17 protein-coding genes are annotated in these 20,602 nt (G+C 73.7%); 4 read left to right on the top strand and 13 right to left on the bottom strand.

Translation table 11 applies throughout. From position 1 onward, the window contains the following. Positions 1-333: 333 nt before the first annotated feature. The 6 genes from purE to EXE51_RS17015 all read right to left on the bottom strand — a co-directional run bounded on the left by purE (position 334) and on the right by EXE51_RS17015 (position 6,188). The gene (gene purE, locus EXE51_RS17040; RefSeq protein ID WP_086220038.1) at positions 334-942 is read right to left on the bottom strand and encodes a 5-(carboxyamino)imidazole ribonucleotide mutase; all 609 of its coding nucleotides are present in this window, start codon (positions 940-942) and stop codon (positions 334-336) included. 77 nt (positions 943-1,019) lie between these two features. Continuing rightward, positions 1,020-1,523, bottom strand: coding sequence for an NUDIX hydrolase (locus tag EXE51_RS17035; protein ID WP_137693150.1), 504 nt, complete (start codon positions 1,521-1,523; stop codon positions 1,020-1,022). Positions 1,524-1,532: 9 nt separating this feature from the next. Then, the gene (locus tag EXE51_RS17030; RefSeq protein ID WP_137693149.1) at positions 1,533-2,699 is read right to left on the bottom strand and encodes a 5-(carboxyamino)imidazole ribonucleotide synthase; all 1,167 of its coding nucleotides are present in this window, start codon (positions 2,697-2,699) and stop codon (positions 1,533-1,535) included. Positions 2,700-2,918: 219 nt separating this feature from the next. After that, a complete protein-coding gene (locus EXE51_RS17025; protein WP_137693148.1) occupies positions 2,919-3,653 on the bottom strand; it encodes a hypothetical protein in 735 nt (244 codons plus the stop codon). A gap of 96 nt (positions 3,654-3,749) precedes the next feature. Next, a complete protein-coding gene (locus tag EXE51_RS17020) occupies positions 3,750-4,946 on the bottom strand; it encodes a cell division protein FtsZ (RefSeq protein WP_094495106.1) in 1,197 nt (398 codons plus the stop codon). A gap of 138 nt (positions 4,947-5,084) precedes the next feature. Further along, positions 5,085-6,188, bottom strand: a complete 1,104-nt coding sequence (locus EXE51_RS17015) for an AI-2E family transporter (RefSeq protein ID WP_049931240.1) — start codon at positions 6,186-6,188, stop codon at positions 5,085-5,087. A 153-nt stretch (positions 6,189-6,341) separates the two neighbouring features. Here EXE51_RS17015 and EXE51_RS17010 point away from each other — a divergent pair, with 153 nt between their 5' ends. Beyond that, positions 6,342-6,839: an NYN domain-containing protein gene (locus EXE51_RS17010; RefSeq protein WP_137693147.1), complete on the top strand. Its 498-nt coding sequence runs from the start codon at positions 6,342-6,344 to the stop codon at positions 6,837-6,839. 15 nt (positions 6,840-6,854) lie between these two features. Here EXE51_RS17010 and EXE51_RS17005 read toward each other — a convergent pair whose 3' ends face one another. From EXE51_RS17005 to dapA, 6 genes are read right to left on the bottom strand one after another with little or no spacing between them, the layout of a single operon-like run. Beyond that, positions 6,855-8,096 (bottom strand): M20/M25/M40 family metallo-hydrolase, encoded by a 1,242-nt coding sequence (locus EXE51_RS17005; RefSeq protein WP_086220043.1) that lies wholly within the window; start codon positions 8,094-8,096, stop codon positions 6,855-6,857. Then, positions 8,093-9,007, bottom strand: coding sequence for a diaminopimelate epimerase (dapF, locus tag EXE51_RS17000; RefSeq protein ID WP_137693146.1), 915 nt, complete (start codon positions 9,005-9,007; stop codon positions 8,093-8,095). Before dapF ends, EXE51_RS17005 begins: the two co-directional genes overlap by 4 nt. Beyond that, entirely contained in the window at positions 9,004-10,380 is a 1,377-nt protein-coding gene (gene lysA, locus EXE51_RS16995) for a diaminopimelate decarboxylase (protein WP_137693145.1), read from the bottom strand. Before lysA ends, dapF begins: the two co-directional genes overlap by 4 nt. Continuing rightward, complete coding sequence (locus EXE51_RS16990; RefSeq protein ID WP_137693144.1) at positions 10,377-11,216, bottom strand: 2,3,4,5-tetrahydropyridine-2,6-dicarboxylate N-succinyltransferase; 840 nt, start codon at positions 11,214-11,216, stop codon at positions 10,377-10,379. Before EXE51_RS16990 ends, lysA begins: the two co-directional genes overlap by 4 nt. Before the next feature lie 57 nt (positions 11,217-11,273). Next, the gene (gene dapB / locus EXE51_RS16985; RefSeq protein WP_094520754.1) at positions 11,274-12,065 is read right to left on the bottom strand and encodes a 4-hydroxy-tetrahydrodipicolinate reductase; all 792 of its coding nucleotides are present in this window, start codon (positions 12,063-12,065) and stop codon (positions 11,274-11,276) included. Further along, entirely contained in the window at positions 12,062-13,057 is a 996-nt protein-coding gene (dapA, locus tag EXE51_RS16980; protein ID WP_086216650.1) for a 4-hydroxy-tetrahydrodipicolinate synthase, read from the bottom strand. Before dapA ends, dapB begins: the two co-directional genes overlap by 4 nt. A 395-nt stretch (positions 13,058-13,452) precedes the next feature. Between dapA and EXE51_RS16975 the strand changes: the two genes are divergently transcribed. Continuing rightward, positions 13,453-14,367 carry an HD domain-containing protein gene (locus tag EXE51_RS16975; RefSeq protein ID WP_137693143.1) on the top strand — a complete coding sequence of 305 codons (915 nt, stop codon included), beginning with the start codon at positions 13,453-13,455 and terminating at the stop codon, positions 14,365-14,367. A gap of 77 nt (positions 14,368-14,444) precedes the next feature. Here the strand turns inward: EXE51_RS16975 and EXE51_RS16970 are convergent, their stop codons facing one another. Then, positions 14,445-16,022 (bottom strand): aldehyde dehydrogenase family protein, encoded by a 1,578-nt coding sequence (locus tag EXE51_RS16970; protein ID WP_137693142.1) that lies wholly within the window; start codon positions 16,020-16,022, stop codon positions 14,445-14,447. Between the two features lie 117 nt (positions 16,023-16,139). On the opposite strand from EXE51_RS16970, the gene EXE51_RS16965 reads away from it, so the two are divergent. Together EXE51_RS16965 and EXE51_RS16960 are read left to right on the top strand one after the other, a co-directional pair. Next, positions 16,140-19,874: a MarR family transcriptional regulator gene (locus tag EXE51_RS16965; protein WP_137693141.1), complete on the top strand. Its 3,735-nt coding sequence runs from the start codon at positions 16,140-16,142 to the stop codon at positions 19,872-19,874. Between the two features lie 65 nt (positions 19,875-19,939). Next, positions 19,940-20,449: a PUA domain-containing protein gene (locus tag EXE51_RS16960; protein WP_086216954.1), complete on the top strand. Its 510-nt coding sequence runs from the start codon at positions 19,940-19,942 to the stop codon at positions 20,447-20,449. The last annotated feature ends 153 nt before the right edge of the window (positions 20,450-20,602 follow it).

Raw genomic sequence — 20,602 nt, 5'->3', positions numbered from 1 at the left:
CCAGCGCGGAGTTCGATCTCGCTCCACAAACGACAAGTCGATCCACGCGGTACGTTCGCTGAGGCGGTCGAAATCTGTCATAGACACTCAGAACTCGTCCGCCTCATCCTCTAACTTAACGCGACCGGAGACGAGGCATCCGGTTTTATAAACCGACGCGCGGTCGCGGTGGCGCGTGCCTACGAGCGGGACGGAGGCCCGCGAGGCAGCACGCGCGATGGAGCGGTGAGCGCTCGGAGAGCGCGAACAGCGAGGCTGGGGAGGCGTGAGGCACGGCACGGTCGCGGTCGAGGGAGACGCGAGTGGGCGGCCACGGAGCGGACGGACGCCCCCTCACCGGTCGCGGAACCCGTCGATACCGAGGTCGTGGAGGTCAGCGGAAACGTCCGCGACGCCCGCTTTCTGCCCGTCGTGGAGGTCGAGCAGTCGCTCTTCGACCTCGTCGTGTTCGCGCGCGAGCACCTGCGCCGCCGACAGCGCCGCGTTGTACGACTTCCCGGCGTCGACGGCGACGATCGGGGCCCCGGTCGGCATGCCGATCACGGAGTCGACCGACTTCTCTTGAACCGGCACGCCGATCACGGGGACCGGATACGCGATCGAGGCGGTCATGTTCGGCAGGTCCGCGGACTTCCCGCCCGCGCCCGCGACGATCACGTCCAGCCCGCGGGCCGTCGCCGTCTCCCCGTACGCGTACATCAGCTCCGGCGTCCGGTGCGCGGAGACGACGTAGCTCTCGTAGGTGAACCGCGCGTCCGGCGCGTCGCCGAAGTCGGTCTGCTCCGCGAAGCCGAGGTCCTCGAGCGCCTCGTAGGCGCCCTCCATGACGGGGAGGTCCGAGTCGGAGCCCATGATGATCCCCACGTCGGGGGTGGTCGACGGGTCGGCGTCCGCCGCAGCCTCCGATTCGAGCCGCTCGATCAGGTCGTCTACCGTGGTCATGATCGGGCGTTCGGCGGAGGGCTACAAGGAACTCCCGGATGCGGCGACGCCGGTGTGGTCCGTCTCCCGGACGGCGTTCAGAGGTACGGGCGGAGCAGGGCGCCGTCGTGGAGGGCGGTTGGGACCGCCTCGAACCACCGTGCGGCGCGGATCTCGTCGGGAGAGACACCGAGACCGGCGGCGTCGGGAATACGCCCCGCGGCGCGGGCCGCGTAGACGACGTACTCAGCCTCGAACGCGACCGCACCGCCCTCGGCGCCGACGTACGACTGCTCGAAGACGACGACCGGGTCGTCGATCGCCGCGTCGAGTCCCGTCTCCTCGCGGACCTCCCGCGCCGCCGCGGTCGGGGGCGACTCGTCGGGTTCGACCGCGCCGCCCGGAAGGACCCACCCGTCCGACCACGAGGTCTTCACGAGCGCAATCCGACCGTCGGGGTCGCGGACGCGGGCGGCGGCGGTCAAGCCGGTTCCCGCCTCCGCCCACTCCCGAAGGGCCTCGATCCGCTCTTCCGGGAGCCGGATCGACTGCGACTCGCGAGGGGCGCCTGGCGCGACGCCGCCGGGAGCGTTGTCAGACATCGGGGCGAGCTACGCGTCGCGGAACGTCAGTCCGTCCCGGAGTTCTCGCGCGTGTGAGAGCAGCGCGTCGCGGTCGGCCCCGTCGTCGCTTCCGCCTGTCACGGTCAGATGCCCCATCTTCCGGAGCGGGTACACGTCGTCTTTGCCGTACCAGTGGAGGTCGGCGTCGGGCGCGGAGAGGACGGACTCGACGTTCCGGAGCGTCGCCGGTCCGGTCGCCTCTGCGTCACCGAGGACGTTCGCCGTGACCGCGGGCGCGACGAGGTCGGTCGGGCCGAGCGGCCACCCCAGCACGGCGCGGACGTGGTTCTCGAACTGCGAGGTGCGCGCGCCCTCGATCGTCCAGTGCCCGGAGTTGTGCGGGCGCGGCGCGATCTCGTTGACCAACACCTCCCCCTCGCGGGTCTCGAACAGTTCGATCCCGTAGACGCCCCGGCCGTCGAGGACCGCCAGTACGTCGCGGGCGACCGACTCCGCCTCGGCGACGACCGCGTCGTCGGCGCGGGCGGGACTGACGCTCTCGCGGAGGATCTCCTCGCGGTGGACCGTCTCCGTGACCGGGTACGTCCGCGTCTCGCCGTCGGCGCCTTTCAGGCCCATCACGGCGATCTCACGCTCGAAGTCGAGGAACTCCTCGGCCATCGCCGCGCCGCCGATCTGGTCGAGCGCGGCGGCCGCCTCGTCGGGCGTCTCGACCGGGACGTTCCCGCGGCCGTCGTAGCCGCCCTCGCGGGCCTTCAGCATGACGCCGCCGAACTCCTCGACGACGCGTTCGAGCCCCTCGGCGGTGGCGACCGCGACGAACTCGGGGACCGGGATCCCCGCGTCGGCGAGCGCCTCCTTCTGGACCAGCTTATCCTGAATCGTCTCCAGCGTGGCCGGGTCGGGGTGGACCGGCACGTCGTGGTCCTCGCTCGCGGCCGCGAGGACCGCCGGGTCCGCGAGCTCGATCTCGAAGGTCAGGGCGTCGACGCGGGACGCCAGTTCGCCGATCGCGTCCGCGTCGTCGAAGTCCGCGACGATCTGGTCGGCCGCGACGGGCGCCGCCGGACAGTCGGGCGTCGGGTCCAACACGACGAGGTCGACGCCGAGCGGCGCGGCGGCCTCGGCCAGCATTCGGCCGAGCTGGCCGCCGCCGACGACGCCGAGCGTCGGCCCCGGAAGAGTGATCGACATGTGCGGGTCGGTACCCAACAGAGATGAATAAGTATTGCCAATCGACCCGTCGAATACACACAGATACGGATCAAAGCCGAGAGAGCTGCCTCGGTGCGTCGGAAGGACGGACGGGACGAACCGACAGGCTGAGCGGGGGCCGAAGGGGACAGACCGACGAGCCGAACGAGGGGCGGACGGGACGAACCGACAGGCCGAGCGAGGGGCTGGGAGGGCGAGTCAGACGGAGATCCGTTCGAGGTCGCTCTCGAGTTCGTCGACGAACTCGTTGTACGTCTCGACGAAGCCGCGGAACCGGTCGGCGTACTCCCGGACGTCGGCCGCGGAGGGGGCGCCGTACTGCGAGAGGAGGTAGAGCCCGCCGGACCCCCCGATCCGGAGGTACGAGACGGCCCCCTCGTCGTGTTTTAGCTCCCAGCGGTCGCCCTTGACGCGCGCGGTGAACGTCCCGTAATCGTCTCCCTCGTACCGGTGTATCTCCCCGGCGATCACCGCGCAGGTGTCGCGGATCTCGTCGAGGACGCGGTCGCGCTCGGCCACCACGCCCTCGGTGGTCGCCGGCTCTGGGAACTCCGCGCTCACGCCGTCGAGGACGCCCGAGAGCGAGTCGACGTACTCGTTCCACGCGGCAACGAACGCCGCGTAGTCGTCGAGCGCGGTCGAAAGCGCCGCCGGCTCCGGCGGCTGCTTCGTCGAGATCACGTACGTGTCCGAGCCCGACTTCGGCGAGAACAGGAGGAACTCCAGCTCGCCAGCCTCGTGTTTTACCGTCCACTCGCCGCCGGGCGTCGAGAGCGTTTCGCGCCCGTAGTCGCCGCCCTGGAGCCGCGCGAGCTGGTAGGCGATCCGCCCCGCGTGGTCGCGCACGGCGGCGACTATCTCGTCGCGGCGCTCCGCGACGGCCGCGGCGTCGCGCACGTCGAGGTCGATTCCGAGGTCTGCCTGCGTCGTCACGGGTTCACTGGGCGCGCCACTCGGTTAACCGGTTCGGGTCGGCGTCCGGTCCGCGGTCGTCTATCTACGCTTCCCCGCCGATCAGCGGCGGCGCAGTCACTCGATCGTCTCGCGTATCGCTCGAATCCGCTCCGGCTCGTCGAGCCCCGAACGGATCACGACCGCCGAGACGGCGTCGCCGTCGGCGACCGGTGCGTCGCCGCTCAGTATCGCGTCCGAGCCGGTCTCGTCGGCGAGCCAGCGCCGCCCGTCGGCGATCGCCTCTCGGTTGAGCCACGCGGGCGGGCCGCCGACTACGAGGAGGGTCCGGTCGGCGCGCCCGCCGGCGACCTCGATCGTGTTCTTCCCGCGGGTCGCCTTCCGGATGACCGTCTCGATCGCCGACACCGCGGCGCTCGTGTCCACCTCGGCGGGCTCATCGGAGCCGAACAGCCCGAGCCCGAATCGGGACCCCGAGTCGGGCGGGTCCACCGCCTGCGTCGCGTGGCCGATCGCCGCGATCTCGCCGTCGCTCCCCACGGCGCGCGCGATATCGCTCGCGTCGAGCACCTGCTGTGGCGTCTCCGTTCCGTCCGGCGTCTCGCCGGCGCCGAACAGCGCCGCGATCCGTTCGGCGGCGACCTCGTTCAGTCGCCCGCGGGCGTCCCCGAGCGTCTCTCTAGATCGGATCCACGCCGCGTTGTCGAAGGGGAAGACCGCCGCGCAGCGGTCCGAGAGCGCGTCGAGCGTCCGCGCGGCGTTCCGCTCGGCCAGCGGCCGATGGAGCGTCGGCGGCGCCGGGTCGCCGCCCGGTCCCGCAGCATCGGCCCCGTCGGTGGGCGCGCCCGCGGGGCCGTCCGACGCGCTCGCGGGACCGCCGTCGTCCGGTTCCTCCGTCTCGCCCGGCGTCGGGAGGAACCCGAAGGCGTAGACGGGGGCGTCGTAGAGCCGGGAGAGCTCCTCGGCGAGCGCAGGGGCCGCGCCCGCGCCAGCCGCGCCGCCGAGGCCGACGACGAGCAGGAACGCCTCCGCGAGGGAGGGCCGCTGGTCGTCCAGCGCCCTGCCGAGTTCGCTCGCGTGGGCGTCGCCGAGCCGGCGGCCCGCGTGGAGGTCGCCGCCGAGCCCGTCCCCGCCCGCGGCGTCGCCGAACCGGTACCGACGCTCCTCGCCGAGGGCGTCCAGCGCCCCGAGCGCGTCGATGTCCGTGTCGAAGGCGTGAACGCCCGCGAGGAACGGATCGCCGCCGCGGTCGGCGGCGAGTCGGTCGGCGATCCGCCCCCCGGCCCCGCCGAGGCCGATGACGTGTAGTCGCATACGTACCCCGGTCGTCGACCGGGGATAAATGACTTCGGCTCGCCGCGGCCGACGGGTTAGACGGCCGAGTGGTCCGACGACCGCGCGCTCGACACACCGGGCCCCGCGAGGACTCAGAATTCGGGGCCCCGCGACGACTCAGAATTCGTCAAGCCGACGCTGGCCGGCGGGGACCTCGGACCCCGGGTCCGGCTCCACGCCGAGCAGGCGCAACAGCGCGGTGTCCGCGAACGTCAGCGCCAACACGAGGATGATCGGCGCGAGGAACAGGCCGTGGAAGCCGAACACGACCGGGCCGAAGATGTACGCGAGCATGAGCAGCCCGACGTGCGTCGTCTCGCCGCTGAAGTACGGTCGGAGGACGATGTCCGGGACGGTGTCGACGACCACGACCGCGACGGCGAGGAACCCGGCGACGTAGACGAGCAGCGAGACCTCGCCGTCGAGCGCGACGGGGACGGACATCGCCGCCGCGAGCGGGATGTAGACGATCTTCATGCCGATCACGGGGATCAGACTGGCGACGCCGGTGAGCGCGCCCGCGAGCGTCGGGTACGGGATCTCGACCGCGGCGGGGGCGACCGCGTTGTACCCGAGGTAGGTGACGACCGCGATGACCCCGATGGCGATCACGTTGAGGAGGTTCCCGTACAGCACCGCCTCCAGTTCTGCGTCGGCGGTCTCGAGGTACTCGCGGACGATCGCGTCGTCGTCGAAGCTGAGCAGCCAGTCGTGGAACTTGTCGCCGTCGATGAGCAGGTAGTAGGTGACGACCACGGTGATGAGCAGGTTCAGGGCGAGCCCGGAGACCGTGCTCGCTAGGAGCGACGCCTGCTCGGAGACGAGGTCGATGAGCGGGTCGAACTGCCCGGAGCGGTACGCGGTGAGCAGTTCGTCGGCCGTCGGGTTCGACAGCTCCGCGAGGTCCCCGATCACCGAGTTCTCCGCGCCGATGGTGTCCGCCACGGGGTACTGTTCGATGAACCGCCGCGCCTCCAGGATTAGCAACACCAGCGTGTAGCTCACCAGGCCGATGAGCGGGACGCCGATGAGCGACAGCGACACGACCGCGCGCACCCGAGACGGGAGCCGGAAGCGTTCGAGCCGGTGGTAGAAGCGCCGCGTCGAGTAGTAGAGGAAGACGGCGACGGTGAGCGGGGCGACGAACCGATAAGCCACGTAGCCGGCGACGATCGCGACCGCGAGGCCGAAGAGGGCGACGACGAACCGCTTCTCGTCCATGGGCCACGGTCTTCAGGGCTCGGTATAAACTATGGTGGTCGTAACGGTCCCGTCCGCCGGGACCGCACGGGGAGTCGTGCGCGACGGGACCGACCGCGGGTGGCGGTCGCGCCGATCCCAAAACCCCTAACGGCGGGGGGTGAATGGAGACCCATGACCGACATTCACTCGGACCAGCGCGTCGCGGTGCTGGCGGACTCACAGAACCTGTATCACTCGGCACAGAGCTTCTACTCGCGGAACATCGACTACTCCGGCCTCCTCGACGGGGCCGTCGCGGACCGGTCGCTGGTCCGCGCTATCGCGTACGTGATCCGCGCCGACTCCCCCGAGGAGGAGAGCTTCTTCGAGGCGCTCCGCGACATCGGCTTCGAGACGAAGATCAAGGAGATCAAGACGTTCGCGGACGGCTCGAAGAAGGCCGACTGGGACCTCGGGATGAGCCTCGACGCCGTCTCGCTCGCGAGCCACGTCGACACCGTCGTCCTCTGTACCGGCGACGGCGACTTCGCCCGGCTCTGCTCGCACCTCCGTCACGAGGGGGTCCGGGTGGAGGCGATGGGGTTCGGCAACTCCGCCGCCGACGAGCTGATCGAGGCCGCCGACGACTTCGTCGACCTCGCGGAGGACGAGGAGAAGTTCCTGTTGTAGGAGCCACCCGAAGGGCTACCCGAGCAGCGTCGACAGCGCGCGCTCGACCGTCGCCGCCGCCGCCTCCACCTCGCGCACTCGGACGTACTCCCGCTCGGCGTGCGCGACGGCCCCGCTTTCGTCCGCGAGATCTCCCGGACCGAACACGACCGTCGGCGCCGGCGCGAAGTACGACGCCTCCGTCGCCGCGCCGAACGGGCGCACGCCCCCGCCGCGCCCGCTCGGGAGACCGACGGCGTCGCCCGCGTCCCGCGCCGCGGCCGCGACGGTTCGGACGAGTTCGTGGTCTGGTTCCGTCGCGAACGCCTCCAAGAACGGCGACTCGCGGTCGGTGAGCGCGACCGCGGTGTCGACGTCGCCGGAGTCCTCCCCAGCGCCGTCGCCGAGCGACGCCCGCACCGCGGCCGCGAGCGACTCACGGAACTCCTCGGCGGACTCCGGCGGGACGCTGCGCCGATCGACCGTGATCTCGCAGTCCGCCGGCACCTGGTTCGTCGCCGCACCCCCCTCGATGACGGTCGGGGTGAGCTTCGGCGACCCGAGCTGCGGATGGTCGGCTGCGTCCGCGTCGAACGTCCGGATCGCCGCGAGCGCGTCCTCCGCGGCGGCGACCGCGTTCGCGCCCGCGAACTCCGCGGCGTGGGCAGCCGTTCCGGACAGCTCGACGGTCGCCTGAAACCGGCCCTTGGCCGCGGTACAGGCGTCGAGCCCGGTCGGCTCGCCGACGAGGAACAGGTCGCCGTCGAGTCGGTCGTCGGTCCCCGGGAGTCGGCCCGTCAGCGCCGCCGCGCCGAGCGACAGCGCCTCCTCGTCGGGCGTGAGCGCCAGCGTGATCCGGCCGCGCTCGGGGTCGGCGGCGAGGAAGCCCGCCAACAGCGCCGCAAGCGGTCCCTTCGCGTCGCAGGCGCCGCGCCCGCGGATCACCGCTTCGCCGGCCGCGGCGTTCGCCTCGGGGCCGCCACGCTCGTCCGCGCTCGCCTCGCCCCGCTCGAACGGGACGTGCGGCGTCACCGTGTCGAGGTGCGTGTTCAACACGAGGTGCGGGCCCGAATCGGGCGCCGGGGATCGCTTCTCCGCGAGGACGCAGCCGTCGGCGTCGACGACGGGGTCGGTCGCGCGAGCCGCGAGCGTCTCGACGACGAGCTCGCGCATCGCTTCGACCGACTCGTGGGAGGCGATCGGGACCGCGTCTTCGAGGAACGAGACCGGGTCGAACTCGTCGTCGCGGCCCGGGGTGGCGTCGCTCCGGTCGCTCATCGCGGGTCGGCGGGGAGCGTCCCCGAGAACTCGTGGGCGACCGGACCGGTCAGGATGGCGTGGCCGCGGTCCGGAACCGCGATCTCCAGCTCGCCGCCCGGGGGGCGGCTCACCGCGGTCTCGCCCTCGATCAGTCCGAGCCGGCGGGCGGCCGCGACGACCGCGACCGCGCCGGTGCCGCAGGACCGCGTCTCCCCCTCGACGCCGCGCTCGAATGTGCGCTGGTCGAGCACCGCGGGGCCGTCGCCCGACCCGTCGTCGACGACGGCCGCGAGGTTCACGTTCGCGCCCTTGGGGAAGGCGTCGGCGTGACGGACCGGCGGCGCGACCGCGTCGAGGTCGACCGCGTCGATGCCGTCGGGGTCGTCGCGCCCGCCGTCGACGAACGCGACCGCGTGTGGCACGCCGGTGTTGACGGCGGTGACGGGCAGCCCCGCGACCGGCTCGTCGACGAGGGGCTCGTCCGCGAGGGCGCCCCCGCGGGCGGCCGGAACGCGACGCGGGTCGAACGTCGGCTCGCCCATCTCGATGGTGGCCGTGGTCGCGTCCGCGTTCACGGTCGCCCGCCGGGTCCCGGCCTGCGTGTCGATCATGAACTCGCGGTCACCCGTTCGGTCGTTGGCCCACCGCGCGACGACGCGGGCGCCGTTGCCGCACATCGTCGCCGTGGAGCCGTCCGGCTGGACCAGCGTCATCACGACGCGGGTCGGGTCGAACCGCTCAGCGACGCTAAGGAAGAGGACGCCGTCGGCGCCGCGGCGGTCCCCGTCTCCCTCGACGCCCGTCCCGCGGTCGCAGTGCGCGCGCGCGAACGCCGCGCGGTCGCCGACGCCCTCGGCGTCCGCGTCGACGACGATGAAGTCGTTGCCGGTGCCGTGGTACTTCTCCACCGGGACGGCGTGGGCGCTCATCGGTCGCCCTCCGATCGGCCGGCTCGGTCGCGCGGGATCTCGCGTTCGACCGTCGTCAGGTCGCCGAGCGCCTCCCTGCGGCGGGCGATCGTCGCGGTTCCGTCGTCGAGCGCGACCTCCGCGGGCCGCGGTCGTGAGTTGTATTGGCTCGCCATCTCGTACCCGTAGGCGCCCGCGACGCCGACCGCAAGGAGGTCTCCGCGGACCGGCTCGGCGAGCGCTCGGTTCTCACAGAACGCATCGCCGGTCTCACAGATAGGTCCGGCGACCGTGACAGGGGTTGCCTCCCGCTCTCCGACGGGGGGCGCGTCGCCTCCCTCGCGCCCCCGCCCGCTCCCCAAGTTGCGGATCGGGTGGTACGCGTCGTACATCGCCGGACGGAGCAGGTCCGTCATCCCCGCGTCGACGCCGACGACCGTCTCGTCCGGCGTCGGCTTCACCGTGTTCACGCGCGCCAGGAGGACGCCGGCGTCGGCGACGACGTACCGCCCGGGTTCTATCGCGAGGTCGACGCCCTCGGGGAGCGGCGCGACCGCCTCCCGGGTGGCGTCGGCGACGGCCCGCAGGTCGAGCGCCGGGGCGTCCTCCTCGTAGGGGACGCCGAACCCGCCGCCGACGTCGACGTACTCGAGGTCGAGGGGAGCGGCCCCCTCGGCGTCCGGGTCGGTCAGCTCGCGCGCCAGGTCGCCCATGCGCGCGACCAGTTCGCGGTGGCTGTCGAGCTGGTCCGGGTCGATCCCGGAGCCCGCGTGGGCGTGGACCCCGACCGCGTCGAAGCGCTCGGCCGCGTCCCGCGTCACCTCTGCGGCGCGGTCGTACGGGACCCCGAACTTCGCGGCCCCGCCGGTGGTGACCTTCTCGTGGTGGCCCGCGCCGACGCCGGGGTTCACGCGGACGCAGACCCGGCCGTCGTACCCGCGCTCCGCGAGTCGGTCGAGGGTGTCGACCGCGCCGACCGTGACGGTGAGGTCCGGGTCGGCCTCCGCGACGCCGGCGACGTAGTCGAGGTCGCGAGCGGGGGGGTTGACCGCGGTGTAGTGGAGCCGGGAGCCGTCGAAGCCCGCCGCGAGCGCGCGGTCGACCTCGCCCGCCGAGGCGCACTCGGCGTCGAGGCCGGCGTCGCGAACGGTCTCCAAGACGGCCTGGCCCGTGTGCGCCTTGACGGCGTACCGCACGTCCGCGTCGGGGAACGCCGCGAGCAGGCGCTCGCAGTTCTCGCGGACCCGGTCGAGGTCCTGGACGTACAGGGGCGTCCCGTGGGCGTCGGCTAGTCCGCGGAGGCGCCCGGCGTCCCAGTCGCTCACGCGGCGGACCGGGGGGTTGTCGCCGTCCGCCTCGTCGGTCGCTCCCGCGGCCGCCTCGGCGTCGCTCATTCGCGGAGCGCGTCCTCCCGCTGCGTCGCCTCCAGCGTCTCCTCCTCGACGTGCGTCGCCACGACCGCGGGCTTGTACGCCCCACCCTCGAACAGGTCGTGGTCGCCGACGGACGACTCCACCATCCGGGTGAACGCTCGTCGCTCGGCCGGGAGGTGCCCGTAGATGACCTCCTCCTCGACGAGGTCGTAGACGGGGATTCGGGGGGTCAGCAGGGTGTTCTCGCCGACGACCGAGTTCTCGCCGACGCGGAACCCCGAGGTGACCCGACAGCCCGCACCGAGGGAGACACCGTCCTCGATGATTACGGGCGCGTCCTCGACGGGCTCGAGGACGCCACCGATCAGAGTGTTGGCGCCGAGCTTGACGTTCTCGCCGAGCTGCGCGCAGGAGCCGACGGTGTCACAGGAGTCGACGAGCGTGCCGTCGCCGACGTACGCCCCCATGTTGACAAACGAGGGGCTCATCATGATACAGTCGCTGCCGAGGTACGCCCCGCGGCGGATCGCGGTCCCGTCCGGCGTGTTCCGCGTGCCCCGCTCGGCGAGGTCGGCGGTGTCGCGCAGCGGGAGCACGTCGTGGTAAGTGACGCCGCCGTACTCGCGGGGCTCCGTCTCGCGCAGGCCGAAGTTGAGCAGGATCCCCCGCTTGACCCACTCGTTGGCCTCCCACGAGGTCACGTCGTCGCCGCTCTTCTCTGCGGCGCGGACCTCGCCGGCCTCCAGGGCGGCGAGGAACTCGTCGACGACGGCCGCGTCCTCGTCGGTCGCGTCCGCAGCGGTCAGCCCGTCCTGATAGCGGTCCCACAGATCGGTAACGTCGGCTTCGAGGCTCATTGGATGGTGTATGGATGAGTAGCAGTATTTACTCGTCGAAGTAAGTATGTCTCGTTGTTATTCATCGGCGGCCCCGGCGTCCAGCACGTCGCCGAACCCGTACCAGCCCGGGTCGCGCTCGGCGAGCCACTCGGCGGCGTCGAGCGCGCCCTCGGCGAACACCCCGCGGTCGCCGGCGCGGTGCGTGAGTTCGAGCGTCTCGCGGTTCCCGGCCAGCAGGACCTCGTGTTCGCCGGTCACGTCCCCAGCACGGCGGGCGTGGACGCCGATCTCTCCGGACTCGCGCGGCGCGGCGCCCTCGCGGCCGTGGACGCGCTCGTCGAGGTCCTCGCGAACGCCCTCCACGTCGTCGAGGATCGACTTCGCGGTGCCGGAGGGGGCGTCGCGCTTCGCGTTGTGGTGCGTCTCGGTCAGCTCGACGTCGTAGCCCGGTAGCGCCGCGGCCGCCTCGCGGACCGCCCGGCGGAGCGCCGCGACGCCCCGCGCGAAGTTCGACGCCTTGAGGACGGGCACAGCTTCGCTCGCGGCGCGGATGTCGTCGATCTGCGCGTCCCCGAACCCGGTCGTCCCGGTGACGAGGGGGACGCCGGCGTCGGCGCAGGCCGCGGCGTACGCGACCGCCGAGTCGGGGCCGGTGAAGTCGACGAGGGCGTCCGGGGCCTCGCTCGCGAGCAGGTCGTCGAGGCGGTCTGCGTCCCCGACCGCGACGCCCGCGACCGGGTCGGTCTCGGTCCGGTTGACGGCGACCGCGACCGTGACGCCCTCCCGGGCGGCAGCGGCCTCGATCACCTCGCGGCCCATGCGACCGCCGGCGCCCGTCACGGCGATCGACAGGGGGTCGGCGCTCATTCGGCGCCCCCGGTCCCGACGGGAGCGACGGCCGTCGGGTCGATCGTCCCCGGCGCGCGCTCGTCGTACGCGGCCAGCAGGTCTCGGAGCGCCTCCCGGCGTCCCTCGGAGAGCCGCGAGAGGGGCGAGCGGACGCGGGGGGCGCCGCGTCCGCGGAGGTACATCGCCTCCTTCACCGGGATCGGGTTCGTCTCGGCGAACAGCTCGCGGACGAGCGGCGACAGCTCGTGGTGGAGCGTCCGCGCGCGGTCGTAGTCGCCGGAGAGCGCGGCGCCGACCATCGCGCAGGTCCGTTCGGGTTCGACGTTGGCGACCACGCTGATCGTCCCGGTGCCGCCGACCGAGAGGACGGGGAGCGTGAGCCCGTCGTCGCCCGACAGCACCGCGAACGCCTCGTCGCGGGTCCGCTCGATCACCTCGCTGATCAGGTTGAGGTCGCCGGAGGCCGCCTTGTAGCCGCGGATGTTCGGGTGTGCTGCCAGCTCGACGGTGACATCGGCCGGGATCGACCGGCCCGTGCGGCTCGGGACGTTGTAGACGATCTGCGGGAGGTCGACCGCGTCCGCGATGGTCCGGTAGTGGTCGAGGAAGCCCTGCGGTTCGGGCATGTTGTAGTACGGCGAGATGAGCAGCAGGCCGTCGGCGCCCGCGTCGGCCGCGCGCCGCGACAGCGACAGCGCCTCCTCGGTGTTGTTCGAGCCGGTACCCGCGATCACGGGGATGTCGTCGAGCGCGTCGCGGACCGTCTCGATTACCGCGACGTGTTCGTCGTGGCTCATCGTCGCCGACTCGCCCGTCGAGCCGACCGGGACGACGCCGTCAACGCCGGCGCGTTCGAGGTACCGGGCGTTCGCCGCGAGCTGGTCGTGGTCGACCGCGTCGTCCTCGGTGAACGGGGTCGTCATCGCCGGGTAGACGCCCTCGAAGGGCGCGTCGGTCGCCTGGCTGTCCGTCTGCGTCGCGTAGGGTGTCGTGGTGGTCGTGTCTGTCATGGGGTGCTGCGGTGGGTCCGGATCGGTAAGCGGGCCGGTGCGCGCAGGTCGGGGGTCGTCCGGGACGGGGTCGCCACTCCCGCCGGCGGACGGATCACGCGCGTTTTTTCGAGAAGAGCCGCGTCGCTGACGTCGACTGCGGACCGCACGCGGACGCGGATCGGGTCACACCGGTACATGGACCGGTCGCGCGCTTATACGTTGTGCCTCGCGCCGAAACTGCCGCCGCGGCCGGTTGGCCGCCCGCTCTCCGCGGTTCCCGCCTCGGCGGCCGCCGCGTCCGGGAGCGTGCGAGGCGGGGGCACGGCCGATCCGGTCGTCGTTACGGGGCCGAGCGTCACCGCGGGGCCGCGCGTCTCGCACATTTATCCCGGCCGGGACACTCTGAGAGAGGCATGAGCGACCCCACCGACGACGGCCCAGAGCCCACCGACGACGACGACGCCCACGACCCGACCGCGGAGGACGCGCCCGCAGCGCGCGAGGAGATAGGCGCCGACACCGACGCTACGCGTCACGAGTACGACCCGGACGCCGAGCACGCGTTCCCGGACGGGCGGCTCAACGAGGTCCTCGACCGGCTCGAATCCGACGAAGAGGTCCTCACCTACCTGGAGGCGCAGAACGTCAACCCGGTCGCCCGGAAGGGGTACAACGACCACGGCGCCAAACACGTCGAGATCGTGCGCGACCGCGCCCTCCGGCTGTACGACCTGCTCAAGTCAGGCGGCGTCGAGTTCAACGGCGCGCGCCAGCAGGGGCTCGACGAGGCCGACGAGCCGGTGATCGTCGCGCTCGCGGCGACCCTCCATGACATCGGCCACGTCGTCCACCGCCACGACCACCCCTACTACTCGATCCCGCTGGCGGCGGACCTGCTGGACGACCTCCTCCCCTCCTTCTACGGCGTCGCCGATCGGGTCCGCGTGAAGGCGGAGGTGCTCCACGCGATCCTCTGTCACCACACCGAGGAACAGCCGCTCACGCTGGAGGCGGGCGTCGTCCGGATCGCCGACGGCCTCGACATGGAACGCGGGCGCTCGCGTGTCCCCTACGAGGAGGGCGGCCGCGGGATCAACACCGTCTCCTCGCAGGCGATCGAGCGCGTCTCGCTGCGCCAGGGCGACGAGACGCCCGTTCAGGTCGTGATCCGGATGAACAACGCCGCCGGCGTCTACCAGGTCGACTCGCTGCTGAAGGCGAAGATGGAGGGGTCGCTGCTGGAAGACCGGGTCCAGACGATTGCGATCAACACCCACAGCGACGGGCAGGACGGCAACGGCTCGATCGTGGACAAGATCGAGCTCTGACGGGGCCGCGGAGCACGCGGGGAAACGTTTCACGGGCTGCGGGGAGACCGCTTCAGATCCTCCGTGCGGAGACCGCTTCAGGGCCCGCGGAGCGTGTCGCCCGCGCCGTTCCGGTGTGACGCGCCGTCGACGACGCTCGTCGCCGCGACGGTCGTCGTCCGCGCGAGGCGGGCGGGCGTGAGCCCGCCGCACAGCTGGCTCCCCTCGGCGGCCCCGCCGCCCAGCACGGGCGCCGCCTCGAACCCGTTCGAGCGCGCCCCCGTCGCCGCGATCCCCGGCTGGTTGACGACGAGGCGCCCGGGAGCGAGCCGCGCCGCGGCCCGGCGGGCGCGGCGCTGCTGAGTGGTGTGGACCGCCGCCGCGTGAGGGGACCCGAGGTCGGCGGCGAGCCCGAGCGCGGCGTCGAACCCGTCGCGGCCGTGGACCGCAATCGCTGGGATCCCGGGCAGCGTCGCGAGCGGGTCGTCGGCGCTGTCGGGCGTCACGATCAGGAAGGAGGTCTGACGCGCCGCGTTCGGGAGGCCGAGCGCGGCCGCCAGCCGCCGCGGCGACTTCCCGCGCGGGTCCGAACCTGCGGCGCGTGCCTCGCTCTCGTCGCCCTCCGAGTCGCCGAGGAGCGCGCGGAGGCGGTCGCGCTCGGCCGCGTCGAGGACGTACCCCCCCTCGTCTTCGAGGGCGGCGCACAGCGGGTCGACCGCCGGCGACACGGTGACGACCGCGGCGTCGCCCGCGGGGTGAGCCCCGAAGTCGTACGTCGCGCCGACCGCGACCCGCGCCGCCACGGCCGGGGCCGGGACCGACCCGTCGGCGACGGCGACGACGCCGTCGGCGCTCGCGGCGACGTTCGGCGTCCCGCAGCGCTGTCCCGCGGCGACGGTGGTCTCGGAGCCGGCAGCGACGACGAAGTCGGCGCGCTCGAACAGCGCGTCCGTCTCGGGCTTCGAGGGCGGCGCCGGGAGCATCGAGACCGCGTCCGTCGGCGCGCCGGCGTCGGCGAGCGCGCGACTGACGGTCTCGACGACCGCGTCGCACGTCTCGACCGCCGACGGCGACGGCGCGAGGACGACCGCGTTCCGCGCGGCGAGCCCGTACAGCGAGAGGACCGCGGGGACCACGACCGGGTGCGTGGCGGGGACCGCCGCGCCGACGACGCCGAGCGGCCCGGCGACCGTCACCGTCCCCGCCGCGCCGTCGCGGTCGACCACGCCGGCGGTCGGCGCGTCTCGGACCGACCGCCGGGCGGCGTCGATCTCGGTCGCGACCTTCTCCGCCTTCGTCCCCGGGTGCCCCCGCCCCGTCTCGTTGGCCGCCGACCGCGCGAGCCGGCTGATCGTCTCTCCGTCCGCCAAGCGCTCGCCGACGGACCGCACGAGGGCGGCGGCGTCGTCGGGGTCCCACGCGGCCAGTTCGTTCGCCGCCGTCCGCGCCGCGGCGACGGTTCGCTCTGCGCGCCGCGACGAGTCCGAGGCCGCCGCGTCGGGTCCGCCGGCCGCCGCCCTCGCTTCCTCCGGGCCGGTCGCGCTCGGACCGTCACGTCCATGCGTCGCCGGGCCGTCGCTCCCGTCCTTCGACGCCTCGGCGGGGTCGGTCGGTTCCGTCCCGTCGGGCGTCTCCGCGCCCGTGCCGTCGCTCCCGCTCGTCCGATCCCCACTCATGGGTACCACTGCGCCGGTGTCCGGCTTATTCTCACCCCGTGAAACACTGTGTCACCGCGCGGGCCAAGTCGTCATCGAAGAAACAGTTATGTCGGTGGGGACGGTGCGGGGGGACGTATGACCGAGCCGTCGGAGCTCGCGGGCGTCGTCGAGCGTCGCCTCGACTTCCTCGAACGGCTCGCCGCGGAGCCGCTGCGAAAGCACGAGCTCGTCGACGCGCTCGGCCACTCCCGGTCGACGGTGAACCGCGCGATAGACGAGCTGGAGGCGGCCGGGCTCGTCGCCGGCGAGACCGACGGCTACCTGACGACGCTCTCGGGCCGCCTCCTCGCGGAACAGTACCGCGAGTTCCTGACGGCCGCGGCCGACCTCGCGGCCGCGGGCGACGTGCTCGACCCCCTCGGCGCGGACGTTGGCGTCGACCCCGCGGTCCTCCGGAAGGCCGAGACGCACCGGGCCGCAGCGCCGGACCCGTACCGACCGCTGGAGGCCCTCGACGACGCGCTCGCCGACGCCGACTCAGTCGCCGCCGCGCTGCCCGCGTTCCCCTACCCGCGGGTGGCGGAGCGGCTCCGGCGCGCGGCCGTCGGCGGCGGCTCCGTCGATCTGGCGCTGGCGGATCGGGCGTACCGCCACGCGACCGAGCGGTTCGCGGACGACCTCGGTACCGTCGCGAACCGGGACGACTGTCGGATCGCCGCCGTCGACGCCGTCGACGCGGGGGTCGTCGCGGCCGACGACACCGCGCTGCTCCTCGTCTTCGACGACGGCGCGCTCCACGGCGTGACGGCGTCGACCGAGCCAGAGGCGGTCGCGTGGGCGGAGACCGAGGTGCGCGGGCTGATCGAGCGGGGCCGCGACACGACCGAAGCGCTCGCGGCGACCGGGCGCGCGGCGGGGAAGCGGACCGGAGGCGGCCGGTCCGAGGACGACCGGCCCGGAGGCGGCCGGCTCGGCGGCGACGGCTCGCGTGACTCGCGCCGCTCGTCCGACGGCGGCCTCTTGGGACGCGGGTATCCGAACGACGAGGGGGCCGGATCGCTCTCGGCGCAGGGGTTCCGCGCGGTCGACGAGGACCGCCTCGCCGGCGATCCGAACCCGTGCGGCCCGCTGCGGGCCACGGCGTCGTTCCCCGAGGTCGACGCGGGACACGTCCTCGAGAGGAGCGTCGCGTGCGACGGCGAGCGGCGCGAGCTCGCGGGGGCACTCGTCGAGGGGCTCGCCGGGGGGACCGACCACGCCCTGGTCGGGCCGCCGGGAAGCGGCAAGAGCACCGTCTGCCGGAGCGTCGCGGTCGAGTGGTACCGGTCGGGACGCGGCCCGGTGACGTACCGGACAAGCGACGGGGGCGACCCGTTCACCGCGACGGACCGCCTGCGCGAACGCGTCACCGGGGGGGACGGGCACCACCTCGTCGTCGTCGAGGACGCCGTCGACCCGGGGGCCGCGGAGGCGATCACCGTCGCCCGCCAACTGGCCGACTGCGGCGACGTGTCGTTCCTGTTCGACGCGCGCGAGGAGCCGTACGACGACCTCGACGGGCTCCCGCTGTCGCCCGCTGACCTCCGCTACCGGCGGGCGATCGAGACCGTTCGGATGCCCCGACTCGACGAGCGCGAGGTGGTGCGGTTCGTCCGCCACGTCGCCGACCGCACCGGAACCGCGCCGGGGGCCGACCCGAGCTCGCTGCTTGACGACGTGCGCGGCGACGACGACGAGCGCGTGGGGGAGCTGCTCGCGCTCGGCCACCGCCTCGTCCGCGCGGTCCGAGGCGGGACCGTTCGGTCGGAAGAGGCGGACGGGAACGCCGGCGAGGCGTCGCCGGAGAATGAAGCGGGCGGCGCCGCGCCCGCGTCGGGGTTGGAGCGGGCGGTCGCGGAGGCGGTGCGCGAGGTCAGGAACCGCCCGCCGCCGACCGCGGACGTCGCGGTGCTGGTGAACCTCCTCAACGTCGCCGGCGCGAGCGACCTCCGGACGCTGGCGTACGCGCTCGTCGACGATCGCGAGGGGGCGACCGGCGGCGGAACCGACCGCGAGCCGTCGCCGACCGTCGACGGGGTCCGACGGGCGCTCGACCGCCTCGCGGGGACGGTCCTCGTCCGGGCGGGCGACGGGGAGTACCGCGCGGTCCACGACGAGTGGTCGGTGCTGTTCTTGGAGCGGCTCGTCGACCGCGAGCCGGAGCCGGTCGTCGCCAGACGCGTGGGCCGGGTCGTCTCGCGGCTGCTCGCGCTCGCGGACGACCCGGCGCGTCGGTCCCGCGTCCGGCGGGCCGTCGGCGGGGAGGCGCCGGCAATAGACCGGATCGAGCGCGACCCGAGCGCGTGGGCGGCGGCGACCGTCCGGTCGGTGTACGGCGTCGGACGGCGGTACCCGCGGCTCGCCGCGCTGTACGGTCGCGTCCGCTACGCGTGGATCGACCTCCCGGACGCGTGCCCCGACGACCTGCGCGACCGACCGCCGGAGTGGGTCGCGCGGATGTACATCGACGCCGGCGACCTCGACGGCGCCGCGGCGGCGCTGGACGCGTGGCGGCCGACCGGCGAGGCGGGGGCGGCCGAGCGCCAGCGGGGGTACGGCGACGTCGCCCGTCGGCGGGGCGAGTACGACGCGGCGCGGGAGCGGTTCCGGCGGGCCGAGGAGCTGTTCGCCGCCGCGGGCGATCGGACCGGGCTCGCGTCGGCGGTCCGCGGGCGGGCGCAGGCGGCGCACTTCGACGGCGACTACGAGGCCGCGTACGAGGCGGCGTCGCGGGCGTGCGCCATCGCCGCGCGGACCGGCGACCCGATCGCGAAGGCGAAGGCGATGACGGACGCCGGCAACGCCCTCGACGCCCTCGACGGGTCCGACGCGGTCCTCGAGCACTACCGGGTCGCCGGCGACCTGTTCCGCGCCCACGACGACACCCACGGCGAGGCGAACGTCCGGGCGAACCTCGCGGTCGCGCTGCGGCGGCGGGGGGACCTCGACGCCGCCGAGCGGACCGCGCGCCGCGCGCTGGACGGCTACCGGACGGTGGGAGACGAACATCGAGAGGCGATTTCGCAGTTGAATCTCTCCGCGATCGCGGAGCAGCGCGGCACCGTCGGCGAGGCGGTCGCTCGCGCGGCGGAGGCCCGGGCGATCGCCGAGCGGATCGGCTCCGACATGTGCGAGGCGCTCGCGTTGAGCCACCTCGGCAGCGCGGCGCACCTCGCCGGCGACTTCGACCGGGCGGAGCGGTTCCTGAGGACTGCCTTGGACCGCTTCGACGCGCTCGACGCCGACACCCGGCGCGCGATGGTGACCGCGATCCTCGCGGAGGTGGCGGTCGACCGCGGCGATCCGGGCGCGGCCGAGCGGCGGGTCGAACGGGCCGCGGCGCTGCTCGACGACCACGCGGGCCGCAAGCGGCTGGCCGAGACGGACCGGATCCGCGGGCGGGCGGCGCTGGCTCGCGGCGACGCCGACGCCGCGGCGACGGCGCTTGAATCCGCGGTCGAGTCGGCCCGGGAGGGGGGGTTCGCGCAGGCCGAGGCGAAGGCGCTCGCGTCGCTGGGCGCGGCGGCGGCCGAGCGCGGCGACGCCGAGGCGGCGGCGGGTCGGCTGACGGCGGCGCTCGACCTCGGCCGGCGGGTCGAGGACGCGCGGGCGGTCGCGTCGGCGGGCGATCGGCTCGCCGACCTGCTCGCGGGGAACGACGCCGGACCGGAACCGATCGACCGCGAGGCGCTTCGGGCGGCGCTCCGCGAGGCGCCGCCGGAGGCGGTCCCGCCGGATTCGGCCGCGGACCCGGCGGCGTACCGGGAGATAGCCGAGCGCTGGCGCGTCGACGGCGACGGGGTCGCCGCGTCGTACCCCGCGCTCGGCTGAGGGGTCGGCCCGGCGGCTTCGGGCGCTGTCGCAACCGCTTTCAGCGCGCGCTGAGAACGGCGGCCATGACCGACGCCGACACGCTCGCGGACCTCCGGACCGCGGCCGACTACCAGTTCGGGGCCGACGCGGGCGAGGCCCTGTTCCCGCCGGACGCCCCGCTCACGGTGCGCCGGTCGAGCGGCGGCCGCCCGCGGCAGGTGATCGACGGCGACGTCGACGACACCCCCGGCAGCAGCGAGGGCGACCGACTCGTCTCGTACGGCACCGACGGCCGGTTTACGCTCGGGCTCGCCGGCGGGAAGCGGATCGCCGACGCGTTCCCCGAACCGCGACACCGGATGGTCGTCGGCGAGGAGAGCGAGCCGTTCGTGCGCGAGGGGCGCAACGCGTTCGCGAAGTTCGTCACCGCGGCCGACGACGGGATCCGCCCCGGCGACGAGGTGCTCGTCGTCGACGAAAGCGGAGCGATCTTCGGGGTCGGCCGCGCCGAACTCTCCGGCGCGGAGGCCGAGCAGCTCGGCTCCGGCGTCGCCGTGAAGACGCGCGACGGGAACCCCGCTGACGGCGACTGACGGATGTGTGCGCCGGCGCGTGCCTGCGAGCGGCCGCCACCGGCGGCCGCGAGACAGCACGCGCGAGGGACGCGGTGAGCGCTCGGAGAGCGCGAACCGCGAGGCTGGGGAGGCGCGAGGTGCGGGGCGGTCGCGGTCGGGCGGGACTCGAAG

Origin of the sequence: Halorubrum sp. CGM5_25_10-8B, assembly GCF_005435095.1 — an archaeon.
GTDB classification, from domain to species: domain Archaea; phylum Halobacteriota; class Halobacteria; order Halobacteriales; family Haloferacaceae; genus Halorubrum; species Halorubrum ezzemoulense.
The sequence above is the reverse complement of the archived record's forward strand: the minus strand, read 5'-3'. Positions and strand labels throughout refer to the sequence as shown.

Coding starts and splice junctions, on each gene's coding strand:
- purE (WP_086220038.1), bottom strand. CDS start 942: ATGACCACGGTAGACGACCTGATCGAGCGGCTCGAATCGGAGGCTGCG.
- EXE51_RS17035 (WP_137693150.1), bottom strand. CDS start 1,523: ATGTCTGACAACGCTCCCGGCGGCGTCGCGCCAGGCGCCCCTCGCGAG.
- EXE51_RS17030 (WP_137693149.1), bottom strand. CDS start 2,699: ATGTCGATCACTCTTCCGGGGCCGACGCTCGGCGTCGTCGGCGGCGGC.
- EXE51_RS17020 (WP_094495106.1), bottom strand. CDS start 4,946: ATGCGACTACACGTCATCGGCCTCGGCGGGGCCGGGGGGCGGATCGCC.
- EXE51_RS17015 (WP_049931240.1), bottom strand. CDS start 6,188: ATGGACGAGAAGCGGTTCGTCGTCGCCCTCTTCGGCCTCGCGGTCGCG.
- EXE51_RS17010 (WP_137693147.1), top strand. CDS start 6,342: ATGACCGACATTCACTCGGACCAGCGCGTCGCGGTGCTGGCGGACTCA.
- EXE51_RS17005 (WP_086220043.1), bottom strand. CDS start 8,096: ATGAGCGACCGGAGCGACGCCACCCCGGGCCGCGACGACGAGTTCGAC.
- dapF (WP_137693146.1), bottom strand. CDS start 9,007: ATGAGCGCCCACGCCGTCCCGGTGGAGAAGTACCACGGCACCGGCAAC.
- lysA (WP_137693145.1), bottom strand. CDS start 10,380: ATGAGCGACGCCGAGGCGGCCGCGGGAGCGACCGACGAGGCGGACGGC.
- EXE51_RS16990 (WP_137693144.1), bottom strand. CDS start 11,216: ATGAGCCTCGAAGCCGACGTTACCGATCTGTGGGACCGCTATCAGGAC.
- dapB (WP_094520754.1), bottom strand. CDS start 12,065: ATGAGCGCCGACCCCCTGTCGATCGCCGTGACGGGCGCCGGCGGTCGC.
- dapA (WP_086216650.1), bottom strand. CDS start 13,057: ATGACAGACACGACCACCACGACACCCTACGCGACGCAGACGGACAGC.
- EXE51_RS16975 (WP_137693143.1), top strand. CDS start 13,453: ATGAGCGACCCCACCGACGACGGCCCAGAGCCCACCGACGACGACGAC.
- EXE51_RS16970 (WP_137693142.1), bottom strand. CDS start 16,022: ATGAGTGGGGATCGGACGAGCGGGAGCGACGGCACGGGCGCGGAGACG.
- EXE51_RS16965 (WP_137693141.1), top strand. CDS start 16,140: ATGACCGAGCCGTCGGAGCTCGCGGGCGTCGTCGAGCGTCGCCTCGAC.
- EXE51_RS16960 (WP_086216954.1), top strand. CDS start 19,940: ATGACCGACGCCGACACGCTCGCGGACCTCCGGACCGCGGCCGACTAC.